The following is a 20,935-nucleotide window of genomic DNA, read 5'->3' on the forward strand; positions in this document are numbered from 1 at the left end:
ATCAGGAAGATTGAGGAAGCTCTCAGTCCTCTCCTTTGGGCTGAAAACCGCACATGAGGAGATTAGCATCAGGATTATTATTATTTCTAGTATGGGTGTAATTCTCTTAGTCAGCATATATTCCATTATATACTAAAGCTCAAACCAATTGAGTAGCTTTTTTTAGATAGATACAAATTATTTTGTCTGATTTACTATTGTAAATATTGTAAATTAGAACCTGTTTATTGCAGAAAGGTTCCATTTTTTTGTATTTATAGAGTTAAATGATTATGAAAAATCTCCTCCCAGAAGGGATCGTAGGAACTAAAAATTTGTTGATTAAGGATTAAGCTTACCAAAAAAAGAGTGAGTTATGTTTTGATGAGAAAAAATGAGCTTACTGTTTCAACGATTTATTGCTCCTTCTTAGAATTGGCTGCTGTATTGAGATATCATGACTCTTATCAAATTTTTGTTACATTTTCTTCTCTTTCCTTTTGTATTTCAAAAAAAATTTTAAAACTACTAAAAATCATATAAATTCCATTGACCTTATTGATTATTATTCATATCAAACAAATCACAATATCATCGTATTTTTTCACAGAAAGGGATCTTATCAACCGGTGATGTCTTAAATTATCGAAAATATCATTTCTGATGTCATTCCACTGTATTCAGTGGGGGTAGGCTCTGCGAATGAAAGATTCTATAACCTTCTGAAAACCAGAAGATTCCGGCACTCCGGCCGGAATGCCAAACGATATAATTTAATAATTCGATATATTCATACACTACAGATTAACCTCGGACTGACCGGCGAGAAGATAATATGAATCAACAAACTCAGATATTAAAATCAAAACTTACCCCACTACTGCCATCTAACGCAATAATGAGAGAGAGAGATTGCGTCCCCTGCTTGATGAAATCCCGAATAAGAAAATTACTAATGTAGTTGCAGGAGCGGGTTTTGGCAAGACTACATTGATAGCTCAAGCTTGCATGTATTCCAAAGTTAATACAGTATGGTATCGGCTCGATAAATCAGATAAAAATTTTATAACCTTTCTTAGTTATTTGATTGCCGGAATAGGGAAGTATTTTCCCGAATTTGGGATTGAAACACATCAAAAAATAGAAGATTCTTAAATTTTGAATAGAGAACGTGAGGCAATCCTTACGGTTTTTTTTAGCGAGATAGAGAAGGTCCTAAGAAAAAACCTTATTATTGTACTTGATGATTATCACCTTATAAAGGATAGTCAGGAGATAAATGAATCCTTAGAATTTTTTCTTGAGAATCAACCTCTCGAGGTTCATCTTGTTATTATCAGCCGTAGCGACCCGGGTTTATCTCTCTCTAAATTCAGAGCAAGAAGAGAGGTGCTCGATATCAGAGAAGCTGATCTTAGCTTTACACTCCCAAAAGTCCAACAGTTCTATTTGCAGTTGTTTGATATCCCTTTACATGAAGAAAGCCTGAAGATACTTAACCAGAAGACAGATGGTTGGGTCTCAGGCTTAATCCTTTTTTATCATTCTTTAAAATGGAAAAATCCGAAGGAGATTGATGAATTATTATATAAACTCAAAGGATCGCAACGGATAATATCGGACTATCTGGAAGAAAATGTTTATAAAATGCACTCGAATGAAATAAAGAATTTTATGATTAAAACCTCAATCCTATCCTGTATCAATGCAGTTTTTTGTAATCAACTTCTGGGAATAAGCAATTTAGAGGATATTCTAAAATATATTGAAGAGGATCATCTCTTCACCCTCCCCTTTGATGAAGACAGAGTTTGGTATTACTGTCATCATCTATTTCAGGACTTTCTGCACAGGCGACTTCATAATGAACTTATACGAGAGGAGGTCCTAAAGCTCCATAAAAATGCAGCAGTACTCTGGGAAAAGCAGGGAGAATACGAGAAGGCTCTTCGACATTGCATAAAGGGGAACATATAGAAGAGGCATGTAAGTTGCTGAGTATGATGGGTAGTGAAGAGCTTATTAAAGAAGGCCGTTTGCAACTGATCAATTCATACATTGAAAGAATACCAGATAGCTTTCTAAAAAATGAACCCTAGATTAAATTAACTCAAACCCGGGTACTGGAATATTATTATAAGACAGATAGAGCAATACAGGCTTATAAAGTTGCTCTCAAAGTTTTTCGGAAACATGAGCCTCCAAAGGATATTGGCATGTGCCTGAAGGCCCTGGGATACAATTATTATCTTAATGGTGATTTTAAAAGCTCAGAAAAGAACCTCAAAGAATTGCTCGAGCATGTTAAAAATATTCCTCACCTATATATTGATATTTTAGGATATTTAATACATATTTCATTTTTTTTAGGGAAGATGACTGTTGCAAATAAATACTCGGAAAAGGCATGGGCTTATATTAAATGGATTAAACAATAAGGAGTTAAATGCATGGATCTATTTCAATCAGGGTTGTATGTTTCTCCGTTCCGGTGATTTTATGAGAGCGCGAAAGTTGGGAGAACAGGCTAAAGAGATATATAAAAATATGCAGACCTATAACTTCCTTGCTTTAGATTATTTGTTGATTTCACATTCATGTTTCTATCTGGGTCTTTTTTCAGAAGGCATGGAGAATGCAACGAGAGGTGTAGAGCTGGTTAAAGAGAGGGAGTTGAAAAATATTAATTATGCCAATCTTCTGATGGTTTCATGTCTAAACGCAGCGGCAATGGGAAAGATATCAGATGCGATAAAGTATGGCAATGAGAGTTTGAAAATTTTTCAGGATATGGGGGAACGGAGAGGCCAGGCACATACCTATTACGCACTTTGCTATGCCTATGTAAAGTCCGGGAATCCCTTAGCAGCAGAGGAGTGCGCCAGGTCAGGTTTAAAGGCAATAAAGGGTCTGACATTGCCGTTAATCGAGGGATTGCTGAAATGGAGTTTAGTCAGGTTATTACTTGAAAAAAGGCTTTATAGAGATGCCCGGCCCCTGATGAATGAAGCCGAAAAACTTCTGAAGAATTCAAAGTTTGGCCTCAGTATGATATATTTCTCCTGGGCTCGGTTTTATTGGGAACAGAAAGAGAAGGGACATGCCCTGAATAAATTACAGGCAGGTCTCCAGCTCAGCAAGGCTAATCAATACGAAGCATGGATCGTTTCTGAAAAACACTGGATAATCCCTCTGCTTATTGAGATTTATGCTGCTGGGAAAATGAAAGATTATATAGAAGGGATATTTTCAAAGATTAGTTATCATGCTCTAAAGGAATTAGCCTTATTGCAAAATAACACAAACCCGCTAATAAAGAAAGCAACCTCAGACATCTCTGAATATATTAAAAGTGCGCCACCTCCTTCGATTACGGTCTTCAGTCTGGGGAAATTCCGTGTGTTCAGGGGAGAGGAAGAGATACCCCCGGAGAGGTGGAAGAGTAAAAAAGCAAAGATGCTTTTTAAGTATCTCCTCTTCTCCCGCTCCCGGGGCTTTATATCGAGGGAGATATTGATGGAGTTGCTATGGCCTGAGGAAGATCCTGCAAAGTCGCGCAAGCGGCTCCATGATGCGCTTTATTCACTCCGAAAAACCATAGAACCGGAAATCACTAGAGGAGCTTTGTCCTCATATATCATGAGGGAGGAGGACTCATATCAGCTCAATCCTGGAGAGGAGGGGTGGGTTGATGTTGATGAATTCAGAAGTGAATTAAGAATGGCCGTAAAGGAGGAGAAAAATACGGAACAGTCGATATTACATTACATGAAGGCCGAGGCTCTGTATCAGGGAAATTTTTTAGAAGAAGACCTCTTTGTTGAGTGGAGCATGAACGAGAGGGATAGCCTGAGAGAGAAATATATGAGATTATTAGAGAAAATCATTGGATACTATAATGAAAAAAGGGACTATACAAAATGTATCGAATATGCCAATAAGTATCTGGATGTTGACAATTGCGAAGAAAATATATATCAACAGTTGATGAATTTTTATTCACTCACCGGCAATACAGCCATGGTTAATAAGACCTTTGAGAGATGTAAAGAGAATATAAAGAAGGAACTTGATTATTCGTTAAGTGATGAGACTGTTGAATTGTATCGAGAATTGGTATTATGAATATAAGCTAAATGAATTTATAGTATCACGACATCAAATTATGATACTACACAATCAATGAATGCCTTTCACGGAAATTCTCGGCCAATTCTTCTAATTCTCTTCACCGGGCTCGATGTAAACGACATTTGCCGTAGTGAAACGGAGGCAAATGTGCCGAAGGCCAAGGAGCGAAGCGACGCAGCGTTTACATCATATTGGATTTGCCGAAAAACTCACTACCAATTTAGACCAGCTTCGTCAGCATTATCCTGAAGCCGAATATATCGTTTTGATACAAGATAATCTGAATACCCATAATTACACCATACTTGTTTACTGAAAACATTCCAATCTTTCGTAGGTATTTTATTAATAGTCTGTACACCATCGATATTTTTTATAGCATTTGTTATTTTTCTAATTATTTTTATATTATCTTTGGTGAAGATATTATCCTCTTTAAAAACAATTGCTACCAAGTCTCCATTTCCATAAGTTTTTTTAAATTTCTGATATAGCTGGATAGCTGGATCATCATTCTCAAAAAAAACATCATAATTATTGTTTTGTTCCTGTTTTGTGAAATAATAGGATAGAAAAGTTGTTAGCATTGCTATTAAAAGAATAATAATATAATTATATTGTTGAATATTACAGCTAATGATATTAGTGATACTATTCACTTTATTTTTCATTTTTTATCCTTAAATAAAATAGTAAAATGAGAAATGAAATATCTATATCCCTCTAACAAGGTTAGCTATATTCTGTTTTATTTTGTCTAAATCTACTTCATTGGGTTTACCTCTGATATCACCCATCCTACCTTTGGTACTCATTTCTACTGAGCCATGAAACTCGCTTAAAATATACCATTCATCCAGAATTTTAAAACCCAGATGATCGAAAAACTGACCTACATATTTACCAACAGGAATTGCTTCGTTTATTCCTGTATGCGGGCCAGAATATGTACAAAAGATCAGAGCATACTTTCTAGGCATTTCCGGAGCTGCTAATTGTATGCGCCCCAATTTATGATACTCACTAAATTTGTTATTCAAAAATGATTGCATTGGTTTGGGAGGCAACCATTGGTATGAAGGACTACCGACACAGACCAAATCATAATCCAAAAAATCGATTCCATCGGCTTCATCCGATTTCATCAGTTCAACATTCGCCCCTGCATCATCAAGCCCTTCTTTTATTGACTTTGCTACCTTTTCAGTATTTCCACTATTAGACCAGTATATAACAATTGCTTTCATCTGTTATTCCTTCCTTTCGTATTTTGGGCATCTTTCATAAGCTGCATCCCCTTTGCTGACAGCATCTGCAAATGCCATGCATGTGGGAAATCCGCATTCTTTACAATTCGATTTAGGGAGACACTTTAGGATTTCCAGTACAGGAATATATTCTTGTTTTTTATAATTAGGTGTGATCGATTCCTTATTTGATTCAATATCATTTATAAAGCCCTTTATATGATCGAAAAAGACAAGAGCTTGCTCTCGATTTTCAAAAACTCTTGCGATCACTTCATCTGCATATAACGCACAATCTATACCTTTTAATAAAAATTGAATATAGTGTGGGCTTTTATAATATTTCGCTTTTTCAGCCACTGCATTGATGTAAGGGAAAAGTGAACTAACATCAGTATCCAGTTTAAAATGAGCGCGAAATACTGAAGTTCCGGGATGGCATCCTGGAGCTTCCATCGAAAAATTTGTATAATCTTTAATCATTTGAAAACCTCTTCCTTATTATTTATATTGCATTCACAATGTAATATAAATATATACTATAGACAGAAACTTGAAATCACCCATTTGGGGGATACGACATATTTTTTTATGATTTTTTTAGATAATCAGATAAAATCAGAAGATTTCATGACGGATCGCCCAGACAGATGCCTGGGTTCGATCATTCACGCCAGTCTTGTTGAATATATGGAGCACATGGCTCTTTACGGTATGCGGGCTAATTGATAAGAGGGTAGAGATTTCGGTATTTGTAAATCCTTCAGCCACGAGGCGAAGCACCTCAACCTCCCGTGCGGTCAGGTTAATTTGAGCTTTATTGTTTTTATTTCTTATTTTTTCAGTAATTCTTAAAACCTTTCCCTCCAGGCTTTCGATATATTCTTTCCGCTTCTTAAGCATATCCTTTCTTTTATTGGTATCAATATCAATGGCAATTGTTGAGATCAAATTACCATCATTATCAAAAAGAGGATACAGAGCTGTCTCTGTTATTGGGTTACTTAGTGCTTGGCATCTATCATGATCGACTTCTCCTTTACTCAGGGCAGCGGCAAATGCAATGCACGTTAGGAATCCACATTCCTTACAATTTGTTCCCGGAAGCAACCTGAAGATATCAAGAATAGGAATATATCTCTTCCTTTTATAGTCCGGCTTGATAGAACTCCTCATTGAATAAAGCTCATTAAGAAAATCAATCAGACGCTTAATAAATTGGTGAGCCTGTTCTCGGTTCTCAAAAGAGCTGATTGCAACGTTATCCGGATAGAGAGCGCATAGACGTTCATTAAATATAAATCTTATATATATAGGTTTTTCATAATATTCAGCATCTTCAATAATTGCGTTGATGTACGGGAATAACTGTGAAATATCATTATCCATCTTAAAATGGGCCACCCGCTTTAAGCTTTCGAGCAATGGACCACAGGGTAGCAGAGACAGGTCTTTATATCGCTTAATAAATATTTGATTAGTTATGGCCATATATTCTTATTCCTTACTCCATTGTGTTATGAAAGTTTTCGCCTTTTATTTATTTTCAAGGAGTCACGGAAGGCGAGTATTCTTAAATTTGGCAAGAGCTTTTTGCATATAACTTCATTGCAAAGGGACTGGAATACTTTTCAATGAGCGTGTGATTATACCAGATATAGCAAAAATGGGTATTTATAATAAACCGACTTTTTGTAAAATAGTTCTCATCTTTGTATTATCTTTTGCATATTCTTTTAGAACTCTTTCCAGCATCTCTTCTCTTTCCCTAATTCTTGAATTCTCATTCTTTATAGGCGAGAGTGTTGTTCTTCTGTCCCAGATGGCAAAACCAATAGTAACTGCAACAATCCCTGCAAAGGCAGCAACCATTCCAATAAAAATATTTATCAACTCATTAAAACGCTTATCAATAGACTCGAAACGTTTATCAACAGACTCAAAGCGCTTATCAACAGATTCTTTAAATTCTTTTAAGGTTGTTTCTATTTTAATTAACCTATCTCTATCCTCAAGTGTAAAAGGGATATCTTTTGCTATTGCATAATCAAAGGAGATAAATATATTTAATATACAAGTAACCGCTAAGAGTATCTTTACAACCTTATTTAACATATGATTCACCATTTATTCAATATTATCTAAAAATATGGCCTATTATTCAAGGCGTATTATAAGTAATAATAGATTTGCTGTCTATCTATTTTTCACTAATTCAGTACTACTGACAATATAATGAATAGATACTCGAAATCCTTGATTTGCCAGAAGGAGAGAAGGTTACTCTACTCATATTTACCAGCACATCTATTAATATTTTTCCCCTTATTGCCCAAAGAGATAATAAATATCCTTCACATAAAATTCTGATCAATCCTAACTTTTTTGCATTTTTTTATTAACCTGTCATACTTTTTTTTATTTTCCCCTAAAATCGATTAGGAATCGATTAGAAATCGATTGGTGATTTGTATATTATCAATATTGAAATGCTTTTCATAAATTTGGGAATTGATCCCAGCGAGAATAAAAGAGGAGGTTTGTTAATTATGTGCACAAAACAAGTAAGCCTTACAACTGAACAGAGAGAAAAAATTCTTAAGAACTTGTTGGTACTATTGGATGGGAGATGGTTTCTAAAATCTATGGTCGAATATGATTTTAACGGTGCCACAAAAGTAAATCTGGCAGTAGCCAAATCCATTGGGAAAACAGAAATGAAGCTATTGAAGGAGGAGACTGGATGTGGAGAAATCAAGAATATTGAGGATTTTAAAGCAATTATGGACCTTCTATTCGATATCACTGTACCTGATATGCAGAAGTATGAGTTTGAAATCGTCGATCAAAATACTTTCAGATCCTACTTCTATGAATGTCATGTTCATAAAATGACGAGTGAAGCAGGAACTAAGGACATTCATCAATGTGCGGGTAAAATAAAAGCTCAGGGATGGCTTGAAGGCCTGGGTATTGATGGAGAAGTGATAGCGGAGAAGAATACGAACAACTGCAATGGATCTTGTGAAACCTTTGTGAAATTTAAATGGTGAAATAAGCATATATAGATATTGGGTTATCCATGTAACTCTTGTATACTCAATATATATATAGAGAAGACGAAGGTAAGATCATGAGTAAAAAAGCTAAGTATATAGAGCTATTTAATGAGAGATTTATTATATTCTCTGAATGGGTAATTGATCATCGCTTAATAGTTATTATAATTTGTCTTATAATGGTGATAGGGTCAGTTGTATTATCATTTAATTTACGGATAGACACATCTTTAAAAGCATATTTTCAAGCTGATGATCTATCATTTGTCTATTACGAGAAATTTCAGGAAGAATATGGTAATGACGAGTTTATATATATAATATATAGAGCCAAGCATGGGATATTTGATTTAGGGGAGTTGAGTAAAATTAAAAGACTAATTGAGGATATTGAGAAAGTACCATATGTTGAAAGGGTTAATGCAGTTACCAATATTGAGTTTATAGAAGGCAACAATGTTGGAGATATTAAGGTTTATGATTTAATGGAAGATTTTCCATCCAGCCAAAAAGAAGCAGATTTGCTCAAACAAAAACTTCTCGATAAGCCATTATATGTCAATGCATATGTCACAAGTAACGCGGATTTTGCAGCTATTCTTTGTGAATTTGAAGATAAACCTGAGGATGATCCTGCATACCATGTAAAAATCGGAAGGGAATTGAGTAGTATACTATCTAAACCGGATTATGATGATTTTGAATTCTGGCCTGTCGGGTCTCCTATTATCAATTATGAATTTCATAGAGTCATGAGAGAAGAGAGACCTGCTACCACAATGCTTTCTTTTGCTGTAATTGTTATTCTGTTGTTTGTACTTTTTCGTCAGGTGAAGGCTATCATTGGACCTGTATTGGTTATAGCTTCAGCATTATGTATAGTTTTAGGTTTTATGGGACTAAATGATTTCCCAATAACAGTACTATTTGGTATGGTTATACCTCTTTTGCTTGCAGTTGGAGTTGCAGACTCTGTTCATATAATGAGTGAATATAGAAATAATCTAATAGCTGGATATGACAATCGAACTTCCATCCTTAATTCAATAAGAATGTTATGGTTTCCATGTCTATTTACCTCCCTCACGACTGCCGTAGGCTTTTTTTCTATAACGACATCTCCCATCCGTGCCATTCGTGATTATGGTTGGTTTATTTTCGTCGGTGTTATAGCTGCGTTTATAATGTCTTTTACAATTTTGTTGGTGATTATTTCATTTTTCGGAGAAAGATCTGAAAAGAAAATACAAAGAATTACAAATACTTCGAGTCATGGATATCTAGATCGAATATTGATGTATATAGCACATATTAACAAGAAAAATTTCGTAATAGTCTTAATAGTCTCTGCTATTATTAGTATAATTGCTATCTATGGTATAACTAAACTTCAGGTCAACTCATCATGGTTAGAATTATTGGGTGATAATATGAAAGTGGTTCGGGACTATAAATTTATAGATAAAATCATGGGTGGATCAGATAATTTTGAAATTCTACTCCACTCCAACAAAAAGGAAGGAGTAAAAACGTATGAATTTATTCAAACGCTGGAAAAGATCCAGAACTTTGCAGATTCAAAGAAACATCTTGTAAAGAAGACCACTTCTGTAGTGGATATTATAAAAGATGTCAATCGAGCTTTGCATAATAATGATAAGACATTTTACAAGATTCCCTCTTCAGATGATGAGGTTTCTCAGTACATATTGCTCTATGAGATTTCCGGAGGTGAAGAATTAGAAAAACTTGTATCCGCAGATATTGCTACAGCCAGACTTACTATTTATGTGAAAGCTACTGAGTCAACAAATGCTAAAAGTTTTTATGATGATTTAGTGGAATTTATTGAATCAGTTAAACCGTCAAGTTACAGCTACAATGTTACTGGAGGTTCTTTTTTACAACTCGAGACAATGCGCTATATTGGAAATACAGCGAGGAATTCTTTTATGATTGCCTTTGCTATTATCTCAGTACTGATGATATTTATTTTCCTATCTGTAAAGGTAGGATTTATCTCATTGATTCCAAATATATTCCCAATTCTAATTACCCTTGGTTTTATGGGTATAGCCGGGATTTGGCTTGATTATGGTAGGTCATTCCTTGCCAGTATAGCAATTAGCATTTCAGTCGATGACACAATACACCTCATTTCACGTTATAAAATGGAATTTGATCGATTAGGGAATTATGAAAAGGCACTGGATATTGCAATAAAAGATGTGGGACATGCTATTACTCTAACTACAATCATCCTAGTTAGTGGCTTTATTATTTTATCGTTTTCCCAAATCGATAATACTAAATATTTTGGCATGTTAACATCAATGTGTATTTTCCTCGCCTTGTTGGCAGATTTCTTTGTAACTCCAGCTTTAATACTTCTAATTAAGCCATTTGGAAAAGAATTTAATCCGGTTGCAGAAGACGAGCATGAGAGCACTTGATCAAATAGAAAAGTAATAACATGGAGGCTTGCAGGTTATGAATACAAAACAAGCTAATCTTTCATTCGATCAAAAGCAAAAAATCTGCAAAGCATCTGTATGTTAGATGATTAAGTAGTAGTGTTGTCATGCACAAGGATAAAACTAAGGAGAGAGTAATCATGAACATAGACAAAGAAAATGCTAAACCCCAGATTGGCTGGTTCTGCTCATACGTCCCTGAAGAGCTAATAATCGCAGCGGGTCTGGAACCCGTGCGTCTACAGGGGCAGGTTGAAACAATTAAGGAGGCGGATTCATATCTGTTTTCAAATTTCTGCCCATACATTAAACATATTCTGGATACCGGTCTCAGGGGAAAATTTAGTAACTTAGAGGGAATCATCTTCGCTAACTCATGCGATGGGATGCGACGGCTGTATGACCTGTGGACACAATACGTTGAGACACCCTTCTCATACATGTTAGAGATTCCGAAGAATCGAGATGGGAATGGAATAGAATACCTTTCAGACCAGCTTCTTGATCTGAAAGGGAGGTTGGAGGAGGTCTTTGCGGTCAATATTTCCAACGACAAATTGGATAAAGCCATATCTATAATGAATGACCACAAGGAAACGATTATGGAGATATTCGAAAAGCAGAAAGAGGTTCCGTCGCCTCATAAAGGGAGCAAACTCATGGCCCTATGCCTGGACGAGACAACTGGGCTGAAGGAAGAAGGAACAATAAAACTGAGAGAATTTATAGAACAATCAATTAACTCAAGTAATCCAGAGGATAAGCTTACACGGATACTGGTTTTAGGAAACGAGGGTGGCAAACTAACTCTTTTTAACCTGATAGAAGATGCGGGGGCATCTGTCGTTGCATTTGATACGTGTTATGGCCTGAAGCATTACTCAGATCTTGTTGAAAAAGATCGTGATCCGATTAAAAGCCTGGCGCGGAGATATTTGCTCAAACCACCATGTTACAGGATGCCGGGTTTTGACACAAGAACAGAGCGTCTAAAAAAACTTTGTCAGGATTATTCAATTGATGGAATTATATATAGCTATATCAAGTTCTGTGATTACGGTCAATATGAGGCTCCAGAGATTGAAAGATTTTCGAAGAATAGCCAGCTACCGCTTCTGGAGCTTGAGAATGATTATATCATATCTGACACAGGCCGAATAAGGACAAGAGTGGAAGCATTCGTGGAGATGATTAGAGATTAATTCAGCCCAACGATTTTAAAAGGTCTATTAAGGCAGGAGGAGTAAAAAAAAATGGAAACCAGTTTTCAAAATATGATTACAAACCTGGAACAGAGGTTAAAGGAAAGACCTCGTGGTTTTGATTATTTTGCCAAAGAGATGTTCTCTACATTCCTGAGCGCATTTGATAAAGACAGACGAGTTGTCTATGTATCAGCATATGCATTCCCCATGGAGCTTCTGTGGGCCTTTGATGTGGTTCCCTTTGATTTTGAAATGGCCTGCAACAACCTTCCAATTGTAATGCAGGGGGAAGGTTCATCAATTATGGTCAAGTCGGAAAATGTGGGTTATTCCAGAAACATATGTTCCTTTGATAGAGTGATAATCGGCTGCATGTATCAAGACATGCTTCCGAAAGGAGATCTTTATATTACATCAAGCTATTATTGCCACGGAAAAGCAAAAAGGAATGAGGTAGTAGCGAAGCATCATGGTAAGGGAAGCATACTATTTGACGTGCCGAACGAAATCAGTCCATCCTCAATAAAATACGTTACTTCGCAATTGAAGGAGATAGCATCTATGCTGGAGAATATAACCAGTAAAAAGTTAGATATGGATAGGTTGAAGGAAGCTATCCGTTGGTCAAATCGCGCAAGGTCATCCTCACAGGATGTTAATGAGCTTATGAAGACAAAACCCTGTCCCTGGGATGGATATCTGGCTTGTATGGTGGGACTTGGTGGATCCATATTTCAAGGATCTCCCATCAGGGATGAAATCAATCAAATGCTCATTCGGGAAATGAGGGATAGGATCGACAATGGGAAGTTGTTTTCGGAAAGCCATAGAGTTCTCTGGTTTCCCTGGGTGCCGGCTCAAACCACTAATATATTCACAACCCTGAAAGAGAACCATGTAAGTGTGCCAACAGCAGAAGCGACCATGGTCTGGTGGTCTGAGATTGATGAGAGCAATCCATTTGAAGCGCTCGCGTTTAAATCGCTTCAGAATCCTCATGTGGGAAGGGCTGAAAGAAGGGTCGAAAATATCATACGTCTTGCAGAGGAGTATATAGTAGATGGCGCAATCCATTTCACAACTCCGGCCTGCTATCATGAAAATGGCTCATTGCGTCTTATTAGTGATGCCCTCAAAAATAAGAGCGTCCCACTCTTGAACCTTGATGGCGACATGTCGGATGAACGGAATTACTTTCCGGAACAGACTTTGAACAAACTCTCTACGTTTATTGAAATGCTCAAAAGCCATAGTGATTAAGTTAGCAATGGGTTTAAAGTATAACAGGCAACTCGAAACTCATTATATACAGAAGAGTTTCAAATTAGGGATATGAAAATGATTACAGTAGGCATAGATGTTGGTTCTATAACTACCAAGGCAGCAGTTATTAGAGATGGAGAGATTCTCTCCACAAAGGTTATTATGACAGGATACAACGCCCAAAAGGCAGGAGAAAATGTGTGCGAAGGGATTCTATCCGAACTGGAATTTCAATCTTCGTCAATAGAATGTGTTGTGGCAACTGGTTACGGTAGAAATAGTGTGACATTTTCAGAAAGAGTTGTAACCGAGATAACCTGTCATGCAACGGGAGCGCATTATCTTAATCCAAAAATTCGTACAATAATTGATATCGGAGGACAGGACTCTAAGGCAATGATTATAGATGCCAGAGGTAGTGTAAAGGACTTTGTCATGAATGATAAATGCGCTGCCGGCTCCGGTAGATTCCTGGAAGTGATAGCAAGAGCGCTTGAGGTAGACCTTAAAGACTTTTGCGATCTATCCATCCTAGCAGATAATCCCGCAGCAATTAGCAACATTTGTACGGTTTTTGCGGAATCAGAGGTGATATCATTCCTCTCAAAGGGTGCACAAAGAGAGGATATAATAGCGGGAATACACGAATCAGTTGCAGCAAGGATTGCTTCTATGGCGAATCGTATTGGTTTGAAAGCCCCTATAATGATGACCGGAGGTGTGGCAAAGAATAAGGGTCTTGTGAAAGCGGTTGAGAATAAAATTGGTGAATCCATTGAGGTGTCTAAATATGCCCAAGTAACCGGAGCTATTGGCGTGGCTTTAATCGGGATGATAAGCAAATAATCGCGAGATGGTTCAAATGAGGAGGACTTTTCATGAAGACCATCAACTTCATAGCATGTCAATTAGAACCTATCTCAAAAATGCTCTGAGAAAGTTAATTATGCAACTAATTAATACCATACCATGGTAATTTTGAACATAATATTCATAGCGAATAACAAGCCTATGAAATTTTAAACCAAGCAAAAAGCTGTTCTATTTTAACTACGACAATACTGCCAAATCCCCTTTTATGATTCCTGCAGGTATGGAATTTTATACTCGAAATTTTGGACTTATTCGTTTTTTTATATCTCTTACATATCTTGATATTAATATATCCTTCTCCTATTCCTCCTTCCATACCCGTTTACTACGCGCTATCTTTTTCCTAACTGTCTGCCAGGTATGAGTTGTTAGAAAAGAGGTCTTCCAATTTTGTAACATCATATTTAGCATCTCATAGGGTATTGTTAGGGTTAACTCATCTGTTTTAAAATACCTTCTAGCAGAGGGATCCCAACCACCAAGTACTGCTTTGTTCTGACCATTGGACAAATATCGTAATGGCCATGTGATCAGATTAGCACATCCTGCGCCCCATGGTGACTGGACAACCTCTGGATCATTTGTAACAAAGCTCGCTAATTGATGAAGACCTCCCAATACTTCCGGACGACAAAAGAAGATGATAAGTTCAGGTGTTTCATTGGATTCAAACATGCTCAAGGGTTTAAATACACAATACCTTGCTGATGCTTGTATAGGATCGATATAATCGAATATTCGACGCAGTTCATCTGGTGATGATACATACAGCTCCCCACCAATAACACCTGGAATTCCGGATGAAACAAAATGAATTGCAGTCTCAGTTTGGGGTTTCATATAGCCTAGGAAGAAAGCCCCTCCCGCACATCCGAATCTCTCCCAATCAAACCATGCAGCAGTATTCCTCTTCCGGGCCTTCCATATTTTAGCGATAATACAGGAAAAATTTCTAAAAACTTCCATCCAGTCAATCTCGTTTCGATCTTCCTTTTCTTTCGTGGGCAGGTCTCCTGGCTCTGGAGAGAAACCATCAATGGGACGAACATCTGTGTAGAATACGCCCATAGGTTCTTCATTTAATCCAAGTACATCTAGAAAATCCGGCATACCCTCTTTTACTTCATTATCCATTAGCTACTCCTTAAACTATATTTTTCATATCACAAGGTCACAAAGGATCAATATGACACTCATCATGTGATAATGAATGTATATCTCCACCATAAAAAGATATAATATAAAAGTATTGGGAGCCCATCTAGGAAAATGATTTTGAATTATAGCATTTCATTGGATTATAATGAGAAGCGATCTCTAATGTACAACGATTACAATTTGTACAGGATATGCTATATCCATCATCCTTTTTCAATAAATTGACAAGATTCGGCTGACGAATAAATGGCCTGCACATTGAAATATAATCCGCTTGTCCATCCCTTAAAGCCCTCTCCATTGTTTCGCGGTGCCGCATCCCACCCACTGCAATAACAGGCACATCAACATGCTTTTTGATTTCAGCAGCATAGGTTAAAAAGTAAGACTCCTCAAAACTCGATTCTTTACGTATTGATCCCTTCAATAAGTGAATCAGGATGCGTTCAATAATGTTACGATCACGAAGGGCAATATCAATGGGCAAATCACCCCTTATAATATGCAATCCCCTTTCAGCTATCCCGCCACTTACCTCAATCGCATTTATACCAATCTCATCGAGTTTCATGCAAATACCAATACACTGTACCAGTGTTACCCCACCTTTAGTAAAATCATCAGCATTCAGTTTTATTAAGATTGGATAGTCTGTGCCAACCTTCGATCGAATCCGATGATAAACAGCAATTAGAAATCGCATACGATTCTCAAGCGATCCACCCCATCTATCACTACGCCTGTTAGTATAACCAGAAAGGAACTGATTAATCAAATATCCATGGGCAGCATGTATCTGCACACCATCATATCCTGCTTCCTTAACCCGACGAGCAGCTTCACCAAAACATTCAATCGTTTCCTCTATCTCATTCTCACTCATCTCACGTGGTTTAACAAAGGTAAGTCTATAACGAACTGGAGACGGCGCAATAGTCTTGATTCCCAAAACCTTTGAATCACACTGACGACCTCCATGATTCAACTGAGCTACTATTTTCGCCCCATGTTGATGTACCATCTGGGTAACCTTGCTGAGATCATCTATCATCTCATCCTTATCTATAACTAACATTCTAGGTATGGCTTTTCCTATAGCATTTATATACATATTACCGCTAATTATTAAACCCACCCCACCTTTTGCTAATCGCTCATAGGCCCGGAGATACTCTTCTGTAATACGACCATCATCAGAAGCCAGACATTCTGCTGTTGCTGAGCGCACAAACCGGTTACTGATGCTCAATATTCCTATTCTTCCTTCAGTAAATAAAACAGACATTATTATCCCTCTCTATTATGCTTAGAAAAATCGAAGGCTAAGCAATACTATTGAAACTTATACCTAATATATTAAATTCATTATTATAATCACTCAGTTAATTTTATTTTAAGGAAGGATTTAATATTGATTTAAAAGAAGTCAATTGAAATATCATTTTACGAAAAGCCACCCTTGGTTGAATTATGTCTATAGAGGTTATGGATTACGTGGTATTATATTGACTTTCAGGTTCAAATTCATTATCATTCCCCCTCCCTCCTAAGGGAGAGAGAATGATATCTGATATTACTTTTAAGCGGCTGTAAAAATATTATGCCCACATTTTCAGGAATTGAAGTTCCGACTTCTCTAATTCACTTGCAACCCTTTCTCTATGCAGGTCAGATCCACCTAAATCAAATTCATAGGACTTTGTGCGTACATGATAAAGTCCTATATCCATTTCGTCAGTGAATCCAATAGCTCCATGAATTGAAACACCATCAAGACAAACTCGCTGATAAGCCTTGTTTGCCTTTGTCTTAGCCATTGAATTGAGCATCTTTGATGGAGAACCATCATTTATATGACTGGCTGCCTCATAAACAAGATATTTCAATCCCTCCACTTCAATAAGCATATTTACTAATCTATGCTGTATAGCCTGATATGCACCAATAGGATTATCAAACTGAATCCTTTCCTTAGCATACTGATTTGACAACTCAAGCACAGCCTCAGCTCCACCTGACATCTCAGCACATTTCAGAACTGTTGCATTCTGAAGAATATATTCAACAACATCCCATCCTTTGTCCTTCTCTCCCAGTATATTGCTCTTAGGGACCTTGACGTTATTAAATATTACCTCACAGCGTTTATCATTTGCAGCTGTTGGCATTATATTTACATTTAAGCCAGAGCTTTTTGCGTCCACAATGAATATTGTTATCCCTTGTTCAGGGTTTTGTTGCTTGCTTGTCCGCGCTGCCACAAGATACTTATCCGCTACATGCGCATAGGAGATAAAAAGCTTCGTACCATTAAGCACATACTCATCACCCTGCTCAGTAGCGCTAAGCTCAACATCTGATGCCTCATAATTTGCTAAAGTCTCAGTCAGAGCGAAAGTCCATATCTCACCCTCTACTCCTATCTTTGGAAGAATATCCTCCTTTTGTTCCTTAGTTCCAAACTCTGCTATTGGCATAGCACAGAGGGCTACTGTCGAAAAAAAGGGAGCAGGAAGAATATTTCTGCCCATCTCCTCTAATATAACCAATAAATCAAGATACTCCCCACCTGTTCCATCATACTCTTCTGGCAAGACAATTCCCATCCATCCCAATTCAACCATCTTTTTCCACACTTCCGGATCATATCCCTTCTCATCACTCCGCAACTCTCGTATCCTCTCTTTAGGACATTCATTCTCCAAGAACTTCCTTACTGTCTCTCTTATCATCTCTTGATCTTTTGAAAAACTATAATCCATTTTATTACCCCCTTTTAGTATGACTTGGGCAACTCAAGCCCAAACTGACCAACTATATTTCTCTGAGTATCAGTAGTTCCAGCAGCTATTGCTATTCCTGGAAACATCCAATAACTCTTCTCTATTCGTGCTCTATTGATAGCCCATGCTGATTTGTTATCCAATGGATCTATTTGAGAATAAGCACCTATGACCTCACTTCCAATTATTGATAACTTTTCCATTAACATATCGGTCAATGCCTTATCTCTGGAAGGTTCTGTAATCGGAATATTCCCCTGTGTCATAACCCAAATTGTTTGATATGCGAGCATCTTCAATGACTCAATCTCAGTTGTAATATCAGCTAATTTCTGACGAACCTGCTGTTTTTGCAGCAGGTCTTTCTCTCTGGCAAAGTGAATTAATTCATCCAATATCCTCTTACAGGCGCCATATGCCCCAATAGCAACACTGCCTCTCTCATACATTAGCGATTGCATCAATTGATACCAACCCCTATTCTCTTGCCCAACAAGATTCTCCGCAGGCACTCTTACATTATCAAAAAATACTTCATTGAATATATGATAACCAACATAATTGATGATAGGCCTAACAGTAACCCCAGGACTCTTCATATCAACAATGATAATACTAATTCCATGATGCTTTTTTTTGGCATTTGCGTCAGTTTTTACAGCAAGCCAACACCATCTTGACCTGTGGGCAGCGCTTGTCCACACCTTCTGCCCGTTAATAATATATTCATCCCCCTTTCTCTCTGCACGAGTTCGGATATTTGCAAAATCACTTCCAGCATCGGGCTCGCTATAACCTGTGCACCAAACGCCATCAGGATCGCCTGCTGCAATGAGTGGCATGTACTTCTTCTTCTGCTCCTCTGAACCAAACATAATCAGGGATGGTCCAACCCAACCTACCCCACTTACACCCATCATAGTACCGGGAATCCTCCAATATCCCACCTCTTCAGCATAGACCACCTGCTCCCAAAGAGAAGCTCCCATCCCACCATATTCCTTGGGCCAATTGATAGTAAGCCATCCCTTTTTTGCAAGCTTTTGTGCTATTGACATAGCAAAATCCCAATCATCATCATCATGCTCATCCTCAAAAGCGCCACCGCTAAAGCCTGGAGGCAACTCATTTTTCACAAACTCTCGAATTTCCGCCCTTAACTTTTCTTCCTTTTCGTTAAACTGAAAATTCATTATACTTTATACCCCCTTTCTTAAATATTAAATAATCATTCCGTGGATTATTTCGATGTAGTAAATATTTATTAAAAATCCATCTATCAGGATCATTATCCATCAAAAATTAATGATTTTAATTATTGATGATTCTCAATACAATAGAAGATGAGATCCTTAGGGATTAAATTAGAAACATCCATTTAAAAAGCAACAACAATTTATCACTTAATCATATAGAAAATCCCAACTCTTTGGCAAACATAGAGAGATCTCCACTTGCTGATTTATAATGAATAATATGCAGTCTCTCCTTTGCCCTTGTCAGCGCAACATAGAGGAGCCGCCGCTCCTCTTCAAGGTCAGAAGAAGCATCAGGTATAATATCATCCGATATCCCAGCTATAATAACCGTATCAAATTCCAATCCCTTTGAGGAATGCATGGTCAACAATTCCACTCTATCTGATTTTAATAATTCATTTTCCTGTATATTATCCCTGATATACCCCCCCTGCCAGTTATTTCTGTACAGAATAGCTATCTTTGATGATACAATCTCAGTAGGGACTAAAATACTCTGTATAATTTCAAGCTCCCCTCTCAAGTCCTCAACATAATAATCTTTTACAACCCCACCCCTCCCCTTGAAGGATCTAAGTCTCTTATTTGTCCTATGCCTATTATTCTTGATAAATCTATTCGACAGATCAACAATCTCTCTTCTTGATCGATAATTGATGCTTAATTTATGAATCTCTGAATAAGAGAAATACCTCTTCATCTTTATTATATAGTCAACCTTAGATCCCCTGAATCCATAGATCGACTGCCAGTCATCTCCCACAAGGAAAAGATTAGACCTTTCATTATGCATTAGGAGTTTTATTAACCTGAAATTATCCTCAGATGTATCCTGAAATTCATCAATTAGAATATATTTATATTTATCAATTGTGTTATTTCTGATACCTTCATTATTAGATAGGATATCGATTGTATATCCCATCATATCTCTAAAATCTATTATATCTCTTGATCTCTTATAGTCATTGATTCTATTATTAACATCCCTGATCCGGCTGATGATGCCTAGATGGTTCAGTCTGATTAAAGTCTTTTGATCAAGTTTGTCAATTGTCTCCAATAATCCGCTGACTACCTTGATAGGCAATCCAAGGAACTGATCAATGGAGTCCTGTAAAAGGTCAAATTTTAGTGATTCAACACCCTCTTGATCGAGAATAGATGGGAATTGACTAAACCCATAGGATTTCAGAAATATATCGTTATTATCTTTAAGAAAAGCCAAACAGAAGGAGTGAAATGTGCCGGATGTTATATCAATCACCCCTACACCAAGAGAGGTTCTTAACCTATGCTTAATCTCTTCAGCGGCCTTTCTGTTAAATGTTAAAATTAATATATTCTCAGGTTCAGCCCTGCCGCTATCTATTATATTCTTTATCCTTTCAACTATTATTCTGGTCTTTCCTGTGCCTGCCCCAGCAATGACGAGAGTAACCCCGTCCCGTGGTATAGACGCCCTACGTTGCTCTCTGTTTAAATCGCTCATCTATCCCCTATA

General features: G+C 37.1%; 18 protein-coding genes. 8 read left to right on the plus strand and 10 right to left on the minus strand.

Translation table 11 applies throughout. The features are described 5' to 3' along the window. Positions 1-891: 891 nt before the first annotated feature. The 3 genes from SVZ03_02090 to SVZ03_02100 all read left to right on the plus strand — a co-directional run bounded on the left by SVZ03_02090 (position 892) and on the right by SVZ03_02100 (position 4,104). Positions 892-1,134 carry a hypothetical protein gene (locus SVZ03_02090; protein MDY6932998.1) on the plus strand — a complete coding sequence of 81 codons (243 nt, stop codon included), beginning with the start codon at positions 892-894 and terminating at the stop codon, positions 1,132-1,134. 3 nt (positions 1,135-1,137) lie between these two features. Then, positions 1,138-1,956, plus strand: a complete 819-nt coding sequence (locus tag SVZ03_02095) for a hypothetical protein (protein ID MDY6932999.1) — start codon at positions 1,138-1,140, stop codon at positions 1,954-1,956. Positions 1,957-2,361: 405 nt separating this feature from the next. Then, entirely contained in the window at positions 2,362-4,104 is a 1,743-nt protein-coding gene (locus SVZ03_02100) for a BTAD domain-containing putative transcriptional regulator (GenBank protein ID MDY6933000.1), read from the plus strand. Positions 4,105-4,322: 218 nt separating this feature from the next. On the opposite strand, the gene SVZ03_02105 is transcribed toward SVZ03_02100, so the two are convergent. The 5 genes from SVZ03_02105 to SVZ03_02125 all read right to left on the minus strand — a co-directional run bounded on the left by SVZ03_02105 (position 4,323) and on the right by SVZ03_02125 (position 7,472). Beyond that, positions 4,323-4,781: a hypothetical protein gene (locus tag SVZ03_02105; protein MDY6933001.1), complete on the minus strand. Its 459-nt coding sequence runs from the start codon at positions 4,779-4,781 to the stop codon at positions 4,323-4,325. A 42-nt stretch (positions 4,782-4,823) separates the two neighbouring features. Next, positions 4,824-5,357 carry a flavodoxin domain-containing protein gene (locus SVZ03_02110; GenBank protein ID MDY6933002.1) on the minus strand — a complete coding sequence of 178 codons (534 nt, stop codon included), beginning with the start codon at positions 5,355-5,357 and terminating at the stop codon, positions 4,824-4,826. A gap of 3 nt (positions 5,358-5,360) precedes the next feature. After that, positions 5,361-5,840, minus strand: coding sequence for a (Fe-S)-binding protein (locus tag SVZ03_02115; protein ID MDY6933003.1), 480 nt, complete (start codon positions 5,838-5,840; stop codon positions 5,361-5,363). A 135-nt stretch (positions 5,841-5,975) separates the two neighbouring features. Next, entirely contained in the window at positions 5,976-6,848 is an 873-nt protein-coding gene (locus tag SVZ03_02120; protein ID MDY6933004.1) for a LuxR C-terminal-related transcriptional regulator, read from the minus strand. Positions 6,849-7,031: 183 nt separating this feature from the next. Beyond that, positions 7,032-7,472 carry a hypothetical protein gene (locus tag SVZ03_02125; protein MDY6933005.1) on the minus strand — a complete coding sequence of 147 codons (441 nt, stop codon included), beginning with the start codon at positions 7,470-7,472 and terminating at the stop codon, positions 7,032-7,034. Between the two features lie 434 nt (positions 7,473-7,906). Between SVZ03_02125 and SVZ03_02130 the strand changes: the two genes are divergently transcribed. From SVZ03_02130 to SVZ03_02150, 5 genes are all read left to right on the plus strand, one after another. Continuing rightward, on the plus strand, positions 7,907-8,410 hold the full coding sequence (locus SVZ03_02130; GenBank protein MDY6933006.1) for a hypothetical protein: 504 nt from the start codon (positions 7,907-7,909) through the stop codon (positions 8,408-8,410). A gap of 80 nt (positions 8,411-8,490) precedes the next feature. Beyond that, on the plus strand, positions 8,491-10,869 hold the full coding sequence (locus SVZ03_02135) for an MMPL family transporter (GenBank protein MDY6933007.1): 2,379 nt from the start codon (positions 8,491-8,493) through the stop codon (positions 10,867-10,869). Between the two features lie 161 nt (positions 10,870-11,030). Next, positions 11,031-12,092 (plus strand): 2-hydroxyacyl-CoA dehydratase family protein, encoded by a 1,062-nt coding sequence (locus tag SVZ03_02140; protein MDY6933008.1) that lies wholly within the window; start codon positions 11,031-11,033, stop codon positions 12,090-12,092. A 51-nt stretch (positions 12,093-12,143) separates the two neighbouring features. Continuing rightward, positions 12,144-13,355 carry a 2-hydroxyacyl-CoA dehydratase family protein gene (locus tag SVZ03_02145; protein ID MDY6933009.1) on the plus strand — a complete coding sequence of 404 codons (1,212 nt, stop codon included), beginning with the start codon at positions 12,144-12,146 and terminating at the stop codon, positions 13,353-13,355. A 78-nt stretch (positions 13,356-13,433) separates the two neighbouring features. Continuing rightward, positions 13,434-14,204 (plus strand): acyl-CoA dehydratase activase, encoded by a 771-nt coding sequence (locus tag SVZ03_02150; GenBank protein MDY6933010.1) that lies wholly within the window; start codon positions 13,434-13,436, stop codon positions 14,202-14,204. 327 nt (positions 14,205-14,531) lie between these two features. Here the strand turns inward: SVZ03_02150 and SVZ03_02155 are convergent, their stop codons facing one another. The 5 genes from SVZ03_02155 to SVZ03_02175 form a co-directional block, all read right to left on the minus strand. Continuing rightward, positions 14,532-15,365, minus strand: a complete 834-nt coding sequence (locus tag SVZ03_02155; GenBank protein MDY6933011.1) for a DUF169 domain-containing protein — start codon at positions 15,363-15,365, stop codon at positions 14,532-14,534. Positions 15,366-15,492: 127 nt separating this feature from the next. After that, positions 15,493-16,674 carry an NADH:flavin oxidoreductase gene (locus SVZ03_02160; GenBank protein MDY6933012.1) on the minus strand — a complete coding sequence of 394 codons (1,182 nt, stop codon included), beginning with the start codon at positions 16,672-16,674 and terminating at the stop codon, positions 15,493-15,495. Positions 16,675-16,987: 313 nt separating this feature from the next. Next, positions 16,988-18,151: an acyl-CoA dehydrogenase family protein gene (locus tag SVZ03_02165; GenBank protein MDY6933013.1), complete on the minus strand. Its 1,164-nt coding sequence runs from the start codon at positions 18,149-18,151 to the stop codon at positions 16,988-16,990. Positions 18,152-18,165: 14 nt separating this feature from the next. Then, positions 18,166-19,365 (minus strand): acyl-CoA dehydrogenase family protein, encoded by a 1,200-nt coding sequence (locus SVZ03_02170; GenBank protein MDY6933014.1) that lies wholly within the window; start codon positions 19,363-19,365, stop codon positions 18,166-18,168. A 214-nt stretch (positions 19,366-19,579) separates the two neighbouring features. Then, positions 19,580-20,923, minus strand: a complete 1,344-nt coding sequence (locus SVZ03_02175; protein ID MDY6933015.1) for an ATP-dependent helicase — start codon at positions 20,921-20,923, stop codon at positions 19,580-19,582. Positions 20,924-20,935 lie beyond the last annotated feature (12 nt).

It is taken from the genome of Spirochaetota bacterium (genome assembly GCA_034190085.1).
GTDB lineage: Bacteria > Spirochaetota > UBA4802 > UBA4802 > JAFGDQ01 > JAXHTS01.